The organism is Serratia sp. CoH_134_PS_4, assembly GCF_058190535.1.
Genome location: NZ_JBXWKI010000012.1, coordinates 71,207 through 87,071 on the forward strand (window position 1 = coordinate 71,207; position 15,865 = coordinate 87,071).

The 15,865-nt window shown below is 55.0% G+C and carries 12 protein-coding genes; 4 read left to right on the forward strand and 8 right to left on the reverse strand.

Annotated features, from left to right (window positions below; translation table 11 throughout):
- Positions 1-35: 35 nt before the first annotated feature.
- Complete coding sequence (gene cspD, locus AC2FCQ_RS18340) at positions 36-257, reverse strand: cold shock-like protein CspD (RefSeq protein ID WP_004942590.1); 222 nt, start codon at positions 255-257, stop codon at positions 36-38.
- A 359-nt stretch (positions 258-616) separates the two neighbouring features.
- Between cspD and clpS the strand changes: the two genes are divergently transcribed.
- Positions 617-937: an ATP-dependent Clp protease adapter ClpS gene (clpS, locus tag AC2FCQ_RS18345; protein WP_004928347.1), complete on the forward strand. Its 321-nt coding sequence runs from the start codon at positions 617-619 to the stop codon at positions 935-937.
- Between the two features lie 27 nt (positions 938-964).
- Positions 965-3,244 carry an ATP-dependent Clp protease ATP-binding subunit ClpA gene (gene clpA / locus AC2FCQ_RS18350; RefSeq protein ID WP_209632541.1) on the forward strand — a complete coding sequence of 760 codons (2,280 nt, stop codon included), beginning with the start codon at positions 965-967 and terminating at the stop codon, positions 3,242-3,244.
- Positions 3,245-3,448: 204 nt separating this feature from the next.
- Here the strand turns inward: clpA and infA are convergent, their stop codons facing one another.
- The 7 genes from infA to trxB all read right to left on the reverse strand — a co-directional run bounded on the left by infA (position 3,449) and on the right by trxB (position 10,865).
- Positions 3,449-3,667: a translation initiation factor IF-1 gene (gene infA / locus AC2FCQ_RS18355; RefSeq protein WP_002211347.1), complete on the reverse strand. Its 219-nt coding sequence runs from the start codon at positions 3,665-3,667 to the stop codon at positions 3,449-3,451.
- Between the two features lie 106 nt (positions 3,668-3,773).
- Positions 3,774-4,499 (reverse strand): leucyl/phenylalanyl-tRNA--protein transferase, encoded by a 726-nt coding sequence (aat, locus tag AC2FCQ_RS18360; RefSeq protein WP_209632542.1) that lies wholly within the window; start codon positions 4,497-4,499, stop codon positions 3,774-3,776.
- A 30-nt stretch (positions 4,500-4,529) separates the two neighbouring features.
- On the reverse strand, positions 4,530-6,266 hold the full coding sequence (gene cydC / locus AC2FCQ_RS18365) for a heme ABC transporter ATP-binding protein/permease CydC (protein WP_490308746.1): 1,737 nt from the start codon (positions 6,264-6,266) through the stop codon (positions 4,530-4,532).
- A gap of 2 nt (positions 6,267-6,268) precedes the next feature.
- Positions 6,269-8,035: a heme ABC transporter permease/ATP-binding protein CydD gene (gene cydD / locus AC2FCQ_RS18370; RefSeq protein WP_490308745.1), complete on the reverse strand. Its 1,767-nt coding sequence runs from the start codon at positions 8,033-8,035 to the stop codon at positions 6,269-6,271.
- A gap of 176 nt (positions 8,036-8,211) precedes the next feature.
- A complete protein-coding gene (gene gstA / locus AC2FCQ_RS18375) occupies positions 8,212-8,829 on the reverse strand; it encodes a glutathione transferase GstA (RefSeq protein ID WP_490308744.1) in 618 nt (205 codons plus the stop codon).
- Positions 8,830-8,927: 98 nt separating this feature from the next.
- Positions 8,928-9,815, reverse strand: coding sequence for a LysR family transcriptional regulator (locus AC2FCQ_RS18380; RefSeq protein ID WP_490308743.1), 888 nt, complete (start codon positions 9,813-9,815; stop codon positions 8,928-8,930).
- A gap of 78 nt (positions 9,816-9,893) precedes the next feature.
- On the reverse strand, positions 9,894-10,865 hold the full coding sequence (gene trxB / locus AC2FCQ_RS18385; protein WP_209632547.1) for a thioredoxin-disulfide reductase: 972 nt from the start codon (positions 10,863-10,865) through the stop codon (positions 9,894-9,896).
- Positions 10,866-11,537: 672 nt separating this feature from the next.
- Here trxB and lrp point away from each other — a divergent pair.
- Positions 11,538-12,032 carry a leucine-responsive transcriptional regulator Lrp gene (gene lrp / locus AC2FCQ_RS18390; RefSeq protein WP_004928318.1) on the forward strand — a complete coding sequence of 165 codons (495 nt, stop codon included), beginning with the start codon at positions 11,538-11,540 and terminating at the stop codon, positions 12,030-12,032.
- Positions 12,033-12,152: 120 nt separating this feature from the next.
- Complete coding sequence (locus AC2FCQ_RS18395) at positions 12,153-15,740, forward strand: DNA translocase FtsK 4TM domain-containing protein (protein WP_490308742.1); 3,588 nt, start codon at positions 12,153-12,155, stop codon at positions 15,738-15,740.
- Positions 15,741-15,865 lie beyond the last annotated feature (125 nt).

Sequence of the window (15,865 nt, forward strand, 5' to 3'; positions counted from 1 at the left end):
TAGCGGAGTATTTCGGTATGACTCTGGGGGCGCGTTTAGGCCAGCGCCTCGCTTTCCAACGGCACAATGAGACTCGCATGGTTCCCTTTTGGCCCTTGGTGCACGTCAAAGCTGACCTGCTGGCCAGCCTTCAGCGTCCGGTACCCATCCATTTTAATCGTAGAATAATGGGCGAAAATGTCTTCGCCGCCGCCTTCAGGACAGATAAACCCAAACCCTTTGGCGTTGTTGAACCATTTAACAGTACCCGTCTCCATGCTTTTACATCCCTCGCAACGCTATTTTTAGGTGAGATGAATAACTGAATTCGTACCCGCCAGCAGCAGGTAGCAGATGAGCCTGAAAGTGGTTAAAACACCACCAGGTCACGAATTTACACTCTAGAGCAAATGATCATCACGTCAAGGGATCGGCTTTTGTCGGCAAGGGGCAGTTCATCAAAGTTTGAAGCAGGTAACGATATTGACATTGTTTGGTAACAATTTGTCAGAGATTTTTGCGCACGTTCCAGTGCGGCGGGATGATGGTGAAGATGGTAAAATAGTCATGATACCCCACTTTGAATAACCGGAACCTGTCCCCATATTAAAGGACAGAGCAGAGAAGATGAGCAGCGATGGGCAATAACAACGATTGGCTAAATTTTGAACACTTGGCCGAAGAAAAACAAATCGATGCGGTAAAACCGCCGTCTATGTATAAAGTTATACTTAACAACGACGATTACACACCGATGGAATTTGTGATTGACGTTCTGCAAAAGTTCTTTTCTTATGATATTGAACGCGCAACGCAACTGATGCTCACGGTCCACTATCAAGGCAAGGCGATTTGTGGTGTTTTTACCGCCGAGGTGGCGGAAACCAAAGTCGTACATGTGAACCGTTATGCAAGGGAGAACGAGCATCCGTTGCTTTGTACGCTGGAAAAAGCCTGATTAAGGCAATCTATTGGGGAGGTGCTTATGCTCAATCAAGAACTGGAACTCAGTCTCAACATGGCTTTCGCCAGAGCGCGTGAGCACAGACACGAGTTTATGACCGTGGAGCACCTGTTGCTGGCGTTACTCAGCAACCCTGCCGCGCGGGAAGCGCTTGAGGCATGCACAGTGGACCTGGCTGCACTACGCCAGGAACTGGAAGCCTTTATCGAACAAACTACGCCGACGTTACCTGCCAGTGAAGAAGAGCGCGACACACAGCCGACGCTCAGCTTCCAGCGCGTGTTACAGCGTGCGGTATTCCATGTGCAATCTTCCGGCCGCAGCGAAGTCAGCGGCGCCAACGTGCTGGTGGCAATTTTCAGCGAGCAGGAGTCGCAGGCGGCTTACCTGCTGCGCAAACACGACGTCAGTCGTCTTGACGTAGTGAATTTCATTTCACATGGCACACGTAAAGACGAGCCGGGCCAAGCGCCGAATGCGGAAAACCCGGTGAATGAAGAGCAGTCCGGAGGGGAAGACCGTATGGAAAACTTCACCACCAACCTCAATCAACTGGCCCGTGTGGGCGGCATTGATCCATTGATTGGCCGTGATCCTGAGCTGGAGCGTGCTATTCAGGTGTTGTGCCGTCGTCGCAAGAACAACCCGCTGTTGGTAGGGGAGTCTGGCGTTGGCAAAACCGCGATCGCTGAAGGGCTGGCTTGGCGCATTGTGCAGGGCGACGTCCCGGAAGTGATGGCGGACTGCACGTTGTATTCGCTGGACATCGGTTCGCTGCTGGCGGGTACGAAATACCGCGGTGACTTTGAGAAACGTTTTAAAGCGTTACTGAAGCAACTGGAGCAGGACAAGAACAGCATCCTGTTTATCGATGAGATCCACACCATCATCGGTGCCGGCGCGGCGTCCGGTGGGCAAGTCGATGCCGCCAACCTGATCAAACCGCTGCTGTCCAGCGGCAAGATCCGTGTTATCGGTTCGACCACTTACCAGGAATTCAGCAATATCTTTGAAAAAGATCGTGCCTTGGCCCGTCGCTTCCAGAAAATCGACATTACTGAACCGACGCCGGAAGAAACCATTCAGATCATCAATGGCCTGAAGACCAAGTACGAAGCGCACCACGATGTGCGTTATACCGCGAAAGCGGTGCGTGCTGCGGTTGAGCTGTCGGTAAAATACATCAACGATCGTCATTTGCCGGATAAGGCCATTGACGTGATCGATGAGGCGGGGGCTCGCAGCCGCTTATTGCCGATCAGCAAGCGTAAGAAAACCGTCAACGTTGCTGATATTGAATCGGTGGTAGCGCGTATTGCGCGCATCCCGGAAAAAACCGTATCGGCGAGCGATCGTGATGTATTGAGAAGCCTGGGTGATCGTCTGAAAATGCTGGTGTTCGGGCAGGATCAGGCCATTGAAGCCCTGACCGAAGCGATCAAAATGAGTCGTGCAGGCCTGGGCCACGATCGCAAGCCTGTCGGTTCATTCCTGTTTGCCGGGCCAACCGGCGTCGGGAAAACCGAGGTAACGGTGCAGTTGGCGAAGGCGATGGATATCAAGCTGCTGCGTTTTGATATGTCCGAGTATATGGAACGTCATACGGTGAGCCGCTTGATTGGTGCGCCTCCGGGCTATGTCGGTTACGATCAGGGTGGTTTGCTGACTGATGCGGTGCTCAAGCATCCTCACTCAGTGGTGCTGCTGGATGAAATCGAGAAGGCCCATCCGGATGTCTTCAACCTGCTGTTACAGGTGATGGACAACGGGACGCTGACCGACAATAACGGCCGTAAGGCGGATTTCCGCAACGTGATCCTGGTGATGACCACCAATGCCGGGGTGCGTGAAACAGAGCGTAAATCGATTGGTCTGGTTCAGCAGGACAACAGCACCGACGCGATGGAAGAGATCAAAAAAGTGTTCACGCCGGAATTCCGTAACCGTCTGGACAACATTCTTTGGTTTAACCATCTGTCGACCGAGGTGATTCAGCAGGTTGTCGACAAGTTTATCGTCGAACTGCAAGCGCAACTGGATGCGAAGGGTGTGTCGCTGGAAGTGAGCGACGAAGCGCGTGACTGGTTGTCAGTGAAAGGCTACGACCGTGCGATGGGTGCGCGTCCGATGGCGCGTGTCATGCAGGAAAACCTGAAGAAACCGCTGGCTAACGAACTGCTGTTCGGTTCGCTGGTGGACGGTGGTTCGGTCAAGGTTGAGCTGGACAAGGATAACCAGAAACTGACTTACCACTTCCTCAGCGCATCAATGCGTAAAGCGGATGAAGGTGCAGTGCACTAAGCCTGAGTCAAATAACGAAAAAGCGATGCTTCGGCATCGCTTTTTTTATGGGTGCAATCATCACCACAACAGAAATGATTGAGCCCTCTCAGTTTACCTGCGCTCCTGCAACTCGATGTTGAACGTTGCTACGGGGGTAAACGGAAAGGGCTCCGGAGGCATTACATCCTCGGTGCCGCCATCGGCTGGCGACGAGTGAGCCGATTAACGGCTACGGAAGACAATGCGGCCTTTGCTCAGGTCGTACGGGGTCAGCTCTACAGTGACTTTGTCGCCCGTCAGGATGCGGATGTAGTTCTTACGCATTTTACCGGAGATATGTGCGGTTACCACGTGCCCGTTTTCTAATTCAACGCGGAACATGGTGTTCGGCAGCGTATCAAGAACGGTGCCCTGCATTTCAATATTGTCTTCTTTGGCCATCGAATCCTCTAGGTCTAACTACCTTAGTTTTTAACCGGCAAGATAATGCCGAAAAACCCACATTATGTAAAGAAGTGTCGGTGAACATTGCACCGTTTCCGCAAAATTAGTTTGTTGGGGAGGGTGGTTCAACCTGCTGTGGGGGTAATACTTGCGGTGCCCAGCACTCTGGCGCTAACGGCTTGCGCTGAAGTTGACTGAGCTGCTGCAAAAATTGTCGTCGGGGGATCTCTCTCGCTCCCAGCGTGGCAGTGTGAGCGTTAAGCACCTGACAGTCAATCAATTCTCCGCCATAAGCGGCAAAATGCTGACAAAAAGCCATCAGTGCACATTTGGACGCGTTGGTTGTACGGCTGAACATCGATTCACCGCAAAACAGTGCGCCCTGAGCCACGCCGTACATGCCGCCTACCAGTGCGTCATCCTGCCACACTTCGATCGAATGAGCTAAACCGAGGCGATGCAGGTGCAGATAAGCGCGCTGAACCTCAGGGCCAATCCAGGTGCCTTCCTGCGGACGATCGGCGCAGGCGGCGATGACCGCCGCGAAGTCGTGATTCAGCGTAACGCGGAAAGGATTGCTGCGCAGAAAGCGTTTCAAACTCCGGCTGATATGGCGTTCGGCAGGGAACAACACGGCTCGCGGGTCAGGTGACCACCACAAAATGGCTTCCCCCGGCGAAAACCAGGGGAAGATGCCGCGTTCATAGGCGGCCAGCAAACGCGGTGCGGTCAGATCGCCGCCAATGGCCAGCAGGCCATTAGGATCGCGCAGAGCGCCCTCAGGAGAGGGAAATGCCAGTGACTGCGGTGACAGCTTAACAATGCGCATATAAGGTCTCAGCGTGCTCTACAGGCCATTTTACAGAGGTATATCACTGATACGTTGGCGAAAGCGAGCATAACGCCCCTGCAAGCCCATCAACGTGGCATGATCGCCTTGCTCGACAATTCTGCCGCCGTCCATCACGCAGATGCGGTCAAGGTGTTCTAAGCCGTAGAGACGGTGAGTAACCAGAATCAGCGTTTTACCCTGGCAGTGTTGGCGCAGCAACGCCAGGATCTGCTGTTCGGTCTCTGCGTCCAGGCCTTCGGTGGGTTCATCGAGCAACAGGAGAGGAGCTTGGTGTAACAATGCACGGGCAATGCCCAGGCGGCGCTGTTCACCGCCAGAAAGTTGGCGACCGCCATCCCCAAGCCAGGCATTCAGCCCCTCGTTCTCCAGCAACTTATCCAGGCCCACCTGCTGTAGCACTTCGCGCAACTGTTCATCAGCTGCTGCGGGCGCAGCAATGCGCAGGTTTTCACGCAGCGTATCGCTGAAGATATGAACGCGCTGGCTGACGACGGTTGTCATCTGGCGTAGCGTCGCCTCATCGTAAGAGCCCAATGGGTGTCCGTTGAGCAGCACCTGACCGCTATTGGCATTCCAGGCGCGTGTCAGCAATTGCAGCAAGGTCGATTTACCGCATCCGGTACGCCCAAGTAGCGCAATGTGCTCACCGGCGGCAATCTCCAGCGTGACGTCCTGCAACACCGGTAACGGTTGGTCGGGGTAGGTAAACGTAAGCTGCTGCAAGTTCAAGGTCGCGCCGCTTTCGGCCGCCGGGCCGTGGGCTGGGAATGTGACTTCGGGTTCTCGGTCGATCACTTGCTTTACGCGTGTGGCGGAAGCGATCACCTGCCCCAGATGCTGGAAGGCACCCGCGACCGGCATCAGTGCTTCAAACGAGGCCAGTGCGGCAAAAACAAACAGCGCAATCAAGGCTCCGGGTTGGCTGTCACCACCGACGCCTGCGGCTGTAAGCCACAGCAACAGCGTGACTGTTAAACCGCTGGCCAGGATCATCAACGCCTGTGCCATACCGCCGAGCGAAGCCTGTTGCCATTGGCGACGCTGCCAGTGTTGTTCTGTGGTATTCAGGGCTGTACGGAAGCTATCAACTGCGCCGAACACCACCAGTTCAGCCTGGCCTTGCAGCCACGCGGTCAGATCGGTGCGGTATTGACCACGCAAAGCGGTTAACTGACCGCCAATGGGTTTACCGGCACGGTAAAATACCGGGGGCACCAGTAACAGCAGCAGCAGCAGAATACCGCCCAGCGTCAGCGCCAGGGACGTATCTAACCAGCTCAGGCCGTATGTAACGACGGCAATCACCACGGCGGCACTGACCAGCGGCGAGATGACCCGCAGATATAAATGGTCCAGCGTATCGACATCGGCGACCAACCGGTTAAGCAGATCGGCCTGACGGAAGCGGGCAATGCCGCCCGGTGACAGCGGCAGGATCTTTTCAAAGGTAAACACCCGCAGATGGGACAACACGCGGAAGGTCGCGTCATGGCTGACAACACGTTCGGCATAGCGCCCGGCCGTGCGGAAAATTGCGGCACCACGTACGCCGGCAGCCGGCAGCATGTAGTTGAAGGTGAATAGACCCGCCAACCCAGCCAAGGCTGATGCCGCGAGGAACCAGCCCGATAGCGCCAATAGGCCGATGCTGGCCAATAGGGTGACGATGGCTAAAACAATGCCCAGGCAGATCAATAGGCTGTGACGACGGTACAGTGCCAGGAACGGCAGCAAAACACGCATGATTAGAGATCCCCGCGGCGGTGTGCGATCAGGTTGGCAAACAGGCCCGGCTGTGCGCTCAGCGTGGCGTAATCGCCTTGCTGGACAATTTGCCCGCCTTCCATGACCCAAATCTGATCGTAATCTTCGGTATCTTCCAACTGGTGCGTAACCAGCAGGGTGGTTTGCTGATGCGAAGCGGCATTCAGAGCCTGCATGACTCGACGCTCGCTGTGGGCATCAAGGCTGGCAGCCGGTTCATCCAGCAGCAGCAAACGACGAGGGCTGATGAGCGCCCGGGCCACCGCGACGCGTTGAGCCTGGCCGACGGAAAGACGTGCCGCGTTATCGCCGACTTCGGTATCTAATCCCTGTGGCAGATACGGCAGAATTTCGCCGACGTAGGCTTGCTCTACCGCTTGCTGCAATTGCGCCTCGCTGGCCTGCGGATTCCCTAGCAGGATATTGGCCCGCAGTGTCAGTGCCGGAAGGTGTGGGTTCTGTCCTACCCAGCCAAGCTGCTGGCGCCAGCTTTCGGCGGCCAGGTCGCGCAATTCAATACCGTTGACTGTCAGCGAGCCGCGATAGGGCAGGAAGCCGAGCAGCAGATTCAATAACGAACTTTTACCGGCACCGCTCAACCCTACCAACGCAATGCGCTGGTGTGGAGCAAGCGTAAAGCTCAGTGGGCCAGCCAGCAGGACGCCATTCGGCGACAGGATCTCCAGACTCTGGGCGTGCAGTTCCAGTGGCGCATCGGCGTTTAGCGTTTGCGTACCCTTGCCCATTTGTTCGCCTTCTGCACTGAGGAAGGTTTCAAGGGCTTCAGCAGCGCCCACGGCTTGCGCCTTGGCATGGTAAAAGGCACCGAGGTCACGCAGCGGTTGGAAAAACTCCGGCGCAAGGATCAGCACCAGGAAGCCTGCAAACAAGGTGACACCGGTGCCGTAACTGCCGAAGTTAAGTTCACCAAGGAACGAAAAACCAAAATACACTGCGACCACCGCGATGGAGATGGAGGCAAAGAACTCCAGCACGGCTGAAGACAGGAACGCCAACCGCAGCACTTCCATGGTGCGGCTCCGGAAATCTTCGGACGATTTGGCGATGTGTGCAGTTTCCGCTTCAGCGCGGTTAAATAAACGTAGCGTGTCCAAACCCCGCAGGCGATCAAGGAAATTGCCGCTCAGCCGTGCCAGCGCGACAAAATTGCGGCGATTGGCGTCAGCGGCGCCCATACCGACCAGCGCCATAAACATGGGGATCAGCGGGGCGGTGGTCAGTAGGATCAGGCCCGCGGCCCAGTTAATCGGGAATACGGTAATCAGAATCAGCAATGGGATAAACACCGCCAGATACATCTGCGGCAGATAGCGGGAGTAATAATCCTGCATGTCCTCAATCTGTTCGACGATGATGCTGGCCCAGCTACCCGCGGGCTTGCCCTGGACCCAGGCAGGGCCGAGTTGTTGCAGTTTATCCAGTACCTGACGACGCATCCGCTGGCGGATCACCTGTCCGCAGATAAAACCAACGCGCTCTCGCAGCCAGCTTAATATCGCCCGCAACGCGAAGGTGGCGGCAAGCCAAATAAACGAAGGGATCAACTGTTCACGCGGGGTGTGTTCGATAATCAGGGCGTGGAGCAGGGCGGCCAAGAGCCATGCTTGCGCGACAATCAGCATGCCGCTTATCAGCCCTAATACCATGGAAAGGCGCAGCCAACGCTGCGCCAGGGTGCTCTGCGTTTTGAGCCAACGGGTTAACTGTTGCTGTCTGGTTTTTTTCATCAGATAAGAGTCTGCGTCGCCGGCGCCTGTTGTTACAGACAAGGTTAACGTACTGTTAAAAAAAGTGTTTGCCCCAACCTGAAGCGAACAAGTGAGGGGCAATGTTACCTCTTCACCCGGCAGACTGAAAATAATAAAGCGGTCAAATATCGGTATAACAGACGACAACAGCAGGATTATGGCACCGCTTGACTGGCCGCCTCCGCCGCCAGGGCGGTTTGCACGGATCTGCGCTGGCTAATCAGCGACATATAACGGGTTATCGATGGCCAGTATTTGAGGTCGATGGAAAACTGATCCATCCAGCGCAACACGGTGAACAGATAGGCATCCGCAACGCTGAAAGCTTCTCCCAGTAGAAAAGCCTGTTCGTCCAGCGTCTGAGCAACAAAATCGAGGCGGCGTCGCAGCGTGTCGCGAAACCGTGTTTTAACCTCTTCCGGCAGGGTTGAGTTGAACAGCGGACTTGATCCTGCGTGGATCTCGCTGGTAATGAAGTTCAGCCACTCCTGCAAACGTACCCGTTCGAAGGTCGCGTTTGGCGGGGCCAGCGCGGCCTCAGGGCGCAAATCCGCCAGGTACTGCACGATGGCAGCGCCTTCGGTGATCACCTTTCCGTCGTCCAGCATCAATGCAGCGACGTAACCTTTGGGATTAACCCGATAAAAATCTCCGCCGTCGGCGCTGCGTTTGGTGCGGTTATTAACGCGGATGAGCTCGAACGGCAAATCTAATTCCCGCAGAACGATATGGGGCGAGAGGGAACAGGCATCGGGCGCAAAATAGAGTTTCATGGGGATATTCCTGAGGCAAAAAGCGACATCGCTTGCCCGTCAGAATGCCGTCGGCGCTGTCGACAGAAAAATTAGAATCTCAGAAACCCGATATCAGCTCAGCTACTGACGGGCAGCGGCAGATGATCTTGTAGATAGTGCAACAACGTTTGCACTGGCGCAGAGCTTGTGCCGGTGAATGAGCAAACCAGGCCAAAATGGCGATAAAGTGGCGCGCTGAGCGGCAGGGCGCAAATGCCTGGCGTATCGGCAGGTATTACCGATGCCGGCACCAGCGATACGCCAATTCCTTCACGCACCAGCGTCAGTGCCGTGTTCCAGTCACTGACGGTGACGCGAACATCCGTCAGGGCCAAACCTGCCTGTTGCGCCAGCAACTGGGCATTGAGCTGGCAACCGCCGGTGGCTAATACAAACGGCTGTTTGACCAGTTCGCTGAAATCTACTGGCTGGCGGCTTCTGGCCAGCGGATGAGCCGTGGCCGTCACGGCAAGCCATAGGTCTTTTCCCAGCGGAAAGCTTAGCCGTTCCGTTTTCGGATTCAACACGACGCCAATATCGGCAGCTTCCAACGCCAGCCAATTTTCGACTTCCAGATCGGTGCCTTCCAACTGAATCAGTTCAATGGCGGGAAAGCGGCGGTTAAATTTGCGCAGCAGCGGGGGTAACAACAGAGCAAATGCTGAAGGGAAACTGGCCAGGCGTATTTTGCCGGCGAACGCACTTTGCGCCTGCAGTGCGTAGTGCTGGATAGCAGTGAGTTCGGCCAGCATGGCGCGGGCATGGCTGACGATTTGCTCACCGCTTTGCGTTAGCGTAACGCTATGCGGTAGTCGGACCAACAACGGAGTATTCAATGCCTCTTCCAACTGAGCGATGGCCTGGCTGGCGCCGGACTGAGTCATGCCACATTGATTTGCCGCCAAGGTGATTTTGCCGCTATCGGCCACGGCGACCAACAGACGCCAGTGGAGAAGATTTTGCATCGAACACCCGCCTGATTTTGTTTTAAATACAAAAAAAGCGGCTAAGGTAGCCGCTTTTCAAGCTGACACGCTGTGCCGTTACAGCACTTCTGCGTTGGCGATGCCGTCCAGGTAACGCTCAGCATCCAATGCCGCCATACAACCGGTACCGGCGGAAGTGATCGCCTGGCGGTAGATGTGGTCCATCACGTCGCCAGCGGCGAATACGCCAGGAATGGTTGTCTGGGTAGCATTGCCGTGAATACCGGACTGCACTTTGATATACCCGTTCTCCAACTCCAGCTGACCACCGAAAATGCTGGTGTTCGGGCTGTGACCGATGGCGATAAACACGCCGGCCAACGCCAGTTCCCGTGTTTCGTTCTCTTCTTTGGTGCTGCGGATACGTACACCGGTAACGCCCATTTCATCGCCCAGCACTTCGTCCAGAGTATGGTCGGTATGCAGTACGATATTGCCGCTTTTCACTTTTTCCATCAGTCGGTTGATCAGGATCTTCTCTGAACGGAAGCTGTCACGACGGTGAATCAGGTGAACTTCGGCTGCAATGTTGGACAGATACAGCGCTTCTTCAACGGCGGTGTTACCGCCGCCGACGACCGCGACTTTCTGATTGCGGTAGAAGAAACCGTCGCAGGTTGCGCAGGCGGAAACGCCTTTGCCTTTAAAGGCCTCTTCAGTCGGCAGGCCAAGGTAACGGGCCGATGCGCCAGTGGCGATGATCAGTGCATCACAGGTGTATTCAGCACTGTCACCAAACAGACGGAACGGACGGTTTTGCAGATCAACGCTGTTGATGTGGTCAAACACAATCTCGGTCTGGAATTTTTCTGCATGCTCGCGCATACGCTCCATGAGCGCAGGGCCAGTCAGACCTTCGGCATCACCTGGCCAGTTTTCCACTTCAGTAGTGGTGGTCAGTTGACCGCCTTGTTCCATACCGGTAATCAGTACCGGACTCAGGTTGGCGCGCGCTGCGTAAACTGCGGCGGTGTAGCCAGCCGGGCCGGAGCCCAGAATCAATAATTTGCTGTGTTTAGCCGTGCCCATGAATAACCTCTTTTCCCACAATGGCGGACAATGGATCCGATTGTAGGGAAAATGCCGCATTAAAAAAAGCGTCAGGGGATGTTGTTAACGATTTGTTTGATAGTCATTGCCTATTAATTATTGTTTTGCTGCTAAATCGAGCGTAAAACGCAGCAATTTAACTTATGGAAAGGGCTTACTGCGATATTGGGTGCACATAACGGGAAACAGCACGTTAAGCGGGTTTAGGTGCCTTCTCTGCGGGGTTTTTAAGCCAGCGATTCATAACTAAAAACGGGGTGCTAACTTTTCATGACGGTACGTTCTTCTGATTTTGCTTCTTTTACTTTGACAATCCGCTGCGCATTTGCGAAAACATCATAGGAAGAAGAAATTATCCCCAAACCTGCAGTAAATCGTACGTATTTACGGCGTTGGCGCAGAGTTTTGCGCCGTAGCTGAAACCTTGTACAGCAGGTGAGAGGATATCGCGCAGGCGAATTGCAAATTTCTTCTTGCGATTAACGTCATTTAAACACCCTGTGCAGGGTTTGACAGACAGACTGCACAACGGTGGATGATGGTAGTGAAGCATATGACAGGCATCGGGTCTTCGCTTGGAACGAACCCTTACACATTGACGTTGGCTAGGGTGTGGCAAGTGCAGGGAAGAAAATAAGAGAGACAATAATAATGGCAGACAATAAGAAACGCCCGGGTAAAGATCTCGACCGTATCGACCGCAATATCCTGAACGAGCTGCAGAAGGATGGGCGTATTTCGAACGTTGAGCTTTCGAAGCGCGTGGGGTTATCTCCAACACCATGTTTAGAACGCGTGCGCCGCCTCGAGCGCCAGGGTTTTATTCATGGCTATACCGCTTTGCTCAACCCGCATTATCTGGATGCGTCACTGTTGGTCTTCGTGGAAATCACGTTGAACCGCGGCGCGCCAGATGTGTTTGAGCAATTCAACTCAGCAGTGCAGAAGCTTGAAGAAATTCAGGAGTGTCATCTGGTGTCTGGTGATTTCGACTATCTGTTGAAAACCCGTGTACCTGATATGTCTGCTTACCGTAAATTGCTCGGTGAAACCTTGCTGCGTTTGCCGGGGGTTAACGACACCCGTACCTACGTAGTCATGGAAGAAGTGAAACAGAGTAACCGTCTGGTTATCAAAACACGGTAGGGTGCAGGTGCAAAACCTGATTAAATTGGTTACACTCCTGTTTATTCATACAGTTTCGGCGCCGGGGAAGCTTCTCGGCGCTGTTGCTATGTCAGCTAACAGGAACCTGGAGAGCCTTTCTTGAGCCAGGAATATACAGAAGATAAAGAAGTTACCTTGAGAAAACTCAGCAGCGGTCGCCGTTTGCTCGAAGCTGTGTTGATCGTGGTGGCCATTTTTGCCATTTACCTCATGGCTGCCTTGGTCAGTTTTAATCCATCTGACCCAAGCTGGTCGCAGACCGCGTGGCATGAGCCGATTCATAACCTGGGCGGTGGCGTCGGGGCCTGGATGGCCGACACGCTGTTCTTCACCTTCGGGGTACTCGCCTATGCGATACCACCGATCATGCTCATGTTGTGCTGGGCGGCTTACCGTCAGCGCGGCAACGGCGAATACATCGACTATTTTGCGCTTTCATTGCGCCTGATCGGCACGTTGGCGCTGGTGCTCACCTCGTGTGGCCTGGCGGCATTGAATGTCGACGATCTCTATTACTTCGCTTCCGGCGGCGTTATCGGCAGTTTGCTGAGCAATGCCATGTTGCCGTGGTTCAACGGCATCGGTGCAACCTTAGGGCTGCTGTGCGTCTGGGCTGCGGGGCTTACGTTGTTTACCGGTTGGTCTTGGCTGGTGATCGCCGAAAGAATCGGCGGCGCGGTGCTGGGTACGGCGACCTTTATGACTAACCGATCACGCCGTGAAGACCGTTATCACGACGACGATGATCGTTATGTCGAAGAACATGCCGAACCTGCACAGAAAGAAGCCGCGCTTGCTGTGGGCGCGACTGCGGCGGCGGCCAATGCGGCGGAAGACGACGTGTTGTTCTCTGCGCCTTCCGTAGCGGAAACCGCCAAGTTGGCGGCAGAAGCAGAAGATGCACAGGATCCCTTACTCAGCGGCTTGCGGGCTAATGATGACGATCCTGCTGATGCCGTACCCGTTGCACCAGCGGTAGCCAGTACGCCGGTTACTGCGGCTCCTGTCGTAGCACAGGCACCGTCGGTTACCGTGGCACCGGCTGCACCCGCATCGGTGAATCAACACCCAATGAGCAGGGTAGAGGAAAACGCGCCACCGCCATTGTATTCGTTCGAGATCCCTGAAGAGACACCGGCGCCGACGTTGACGCGTTCGGCGGATCCTTACCAGGACGAGGATAATGAACCGCGCTTGGGCAACTGGGATGTTCCGGCTGCATCACCGGCGCACGAACGTTCCCCGTTCGATTTTTCTGCCGCCCAGCGTGATAGCGCAGACATCAGTGCTCCGGCTGGTTTCAGTGCCGTTGAACCTGCCGTTACGCCGTTTGGTAGCGTGAAACCTCAGGCTCCTGTCGCTGCAACTGCGGTAGCGGGTGCTGTCGCCGCCAATACGTTTATGCCGGCATTTACCGCTACCAGTGAGGCTAACTCGCAGGTGAAACAAGGCCTTGGCCCTGAATTGCCACGCCCGAACCCTGTACGCATTCCTACCCGGCGTGAACTGGCCTCTTACGGTATCAAGCTGCCTTCACAGCGCATTGCCGAACAGGAACAGCGTAGCCGAGGGGATGACGAGCCATTGCAGAACGCCGAGAGTCTTGCGCCAGAGCAGGATGATGAAGCCTTGCAGGAAGCCGCGTTGCGCCAGGCGTTTGCCGAACAGCAAAATCAGCGTTATGGCGAGGAATACGCGCAAGATAACCAGGACGATGAGGCGGCTCTGCAGGAGGCCGCACTGCGTCAGGCCTTTGCTGAACAGCAAAGCCAGCGCTATGGGCAACAAGAAGCTACACCGTCAGCACAGGCAACCACGCCGGTAGACACGCGCAATGCGTTTGGTTTCTCGCCGATGGATGATTTGGTTGATGATGGCCCCGTTGAACCCTTGTTCACCTTGTCGCCACAGCTTGAAGACCGTATTGAGCAGCAAAGCGAACGTGAAGATGATGTGCCGTTCGGCCAGTTTGAGCCTGCAGCGCCGGTTTATCAGCCGCAAGCTCAGCCGCAGACACCGCCGGTACAACCCTACCAACAGGCTTACCAACAACCGCAGCAGCAATCGGCCACTCAGCAACAGCAACCGGCTTATCAGCAACCTGTCGCGCAACCGGCACCAGCCGCACCGCAGCAGCCAGCGATGGATAGCCTGATCCACCCGTTCCTGATGCGTAATGATATGCCGCTGCAAAAACCAACCACGCCGTTGCCGACGTTGGATCTGCTGACGGAAGCCCCGAAAGAGGTTGAGCCGGTAGATACCTTTGCGTTGGAACAAAAAGCGCGCTTGGTCGAAGCCAGCCTCGCCGATTACCGTGTGAAGGCCGACGTGGTTGATATCCTGCCAGGGCCGGTCATTACACGCTTTGAGTTGGATCTGGCTCCGGGTGTCAAGGCTGCACGTATTTCAAATCTGTCTCGCGATTTGGCGCGTTCATTGTCGACCTCAGCGGTGCGTGTGGTTGAGGTGATCCCCGGTAAACCTTACGTTGGGTTGGAACTGCCTAACGTCAAACGCCAAACCGTCTATCTGCGTGAAGTGCTGGATTGCCCCGCGTTCCGTGATAATCCATCGCCGTTGGCCATCGTATTGGGTAAAGACATTTCCGGTGAACCTGTGGTGGCAGATCTTGCGAAAATGCCACACTTACTGGTCGCAGGGACGACGGGTTCCGGTAAATCGGTAGGGGTCAATGCCATGATCCTGAGCATCTTGTATAAAGCCACGCCGAAAGAAGTGCGCTTTATCATGATCGACCCGAAAATGCTGGAACTGTCAGTCTATGAAGGTATTCCACACCTGCTGACAGACGTGGTAACCGACATGAAAGACGCTGCCAACGCATTGCGTTGGTGCGTCGCCGAGATGGAACGCCGTTACAAGCTGATGTCTGCGCTCGGCGTGCGTAATTTGGCCGGTTATAACGAACGTGTCGACCAGGCAGAGGCGATGGGACGCCCAATCCCAGATCCGTTCTGGAAACCAACAGACAGCATGGACATCACCCCACCGGTATTGGAAAAAGAGCCTTATATCGTAGTGATGGTGGACGAGTTTGCTGACTTGATCATGACGGTCGGTAAAAAGGTTGAGGAGTTGATTGCTCGTCTGGCGCAAAAAGCGCGAGCTGCGGGGATCCACCTGGTGCTGGCAACTCAGCGTCCGTCGGTGGATGTGATCACCGGTCTGATCAAGGCCAACATCCCAACCCGTATCGCCTTTACCGTGTCCAGCAAGATTGACTCGCGTACCATCCTCGATCAGGGCGGTGCTGAATCATTGCTGGGTATGGGTGACATGCTCTATCTGGCGCCTAACTCGTCTATTCCTGTCCGTGTACACGGTGCATTTGTGCGCGATCAGGAAGTTCATGCCGTGGTTAAGGATTGGAAAGCGCGTGAGCGACCTCAATATAAAGAGGGTATTCTTAGCAGCAGTGACGACGGTGAGGGCGGTGCTGGTGGCGGTCTGGACGGTGATGAGGAGTTGGATCCGTTGTTTGATCAGGCGGTAGAGTTTGTGGTGGATAAACGCCGCGCCTCTATTTCCGGTGTACAGCGCCAGTTCCGTATCGGCTATAACCGCGCCGCGCGCATTATCGAACAGATGGAAGCGCAGGGCATCGTCAGTGAGCAAGGGCACAATGGCAACCGCGAGGTGCTGGCACCGCCACGGCATGACTGATGACGCTTTAATCGTTGTTATTAAATAATAAAGGGCCGCTTAGCGGCCCTTGTGCAAAGAAGCGTAAACCCCTGGCTTCTCGGAACATTGGCCTATCTGCCTGCCGATAGCTTCGGGTAGAGTAA

Bases quoted from the DNA above. Each gene is read 5' to 3' on its own strand.
- gstA (WP_490308744.1), bottom strand. From the start codon at position 8,829: ATGAAACTCTATTTTGCGCCCGATGCCTGTTCCCTCTCGCCCCATATC.
- lrp (WP_004928318.1), top strand. From the start codon at position 11,538: ATGGCAGACAATAAGAAACGCCCGGGTAAAGATCTCGACCGTATCGAC.
- clpS (WP_004928347.1), top strand. From the start codon at position 617: ATGGGCAATAACAACGATTGGCTAAATTTTGAACACTTGGCCGAAGAA.
- aat (WP_209632542.1), bottom strand. From the start codon at position 4,499: ATGCGCATTGTTAAGCTGTCACCGCAGTCACTGGCATTTCCCTCTCCT.
- clpA (WP_209632541.1), top strand. From the start codon at position 965: ATGCTCAATCAAGAACTGGAACTCAGTCTCAACATGGCTTTCGCCAGA.
- AC2FCQ_RS18380 (WP_490308743.1), bottom strand. From the start codon at position 9,815: ATGCAAAATCTTCTCCACTGGCGTCTGTTGGTCGCCGTGGCCGATAGC.
- trxB (WP_209632547.1), bottom strand. From the start codon at position 10,865: ATGGGCACGGCTAAACACAGCAAATTATTGATTCTGGGCTCCGGCCCG.
- cydD (WP_490308745.1), bottom strand. From the start codon at position 8,035: ATGAAAAAAACCAGACAGCAACAGTTAACCCGTTGGCTCAAAACGCAG.
- cspD (WP_004942590.1), bottom strand. From the start codon at position 257: ATGGAGACGGGTACTGTTAAATGGTTCAACAACGCCAAAGGGTTTGGG.
- cydC (WP_490308746.1), bottom strand. From the start codon at position 6,266: ATGCGTGTTTTGCTGCCGTTCCTGGCACTGTACCGTCGTCACAGCCTA.
- infA (WP_002211347.1), bottom strand. From the start codon at position 3,667: ATGGCCAAAGAAGACAATATTGAAATGCAGGGCACCGTTCTTGATACG.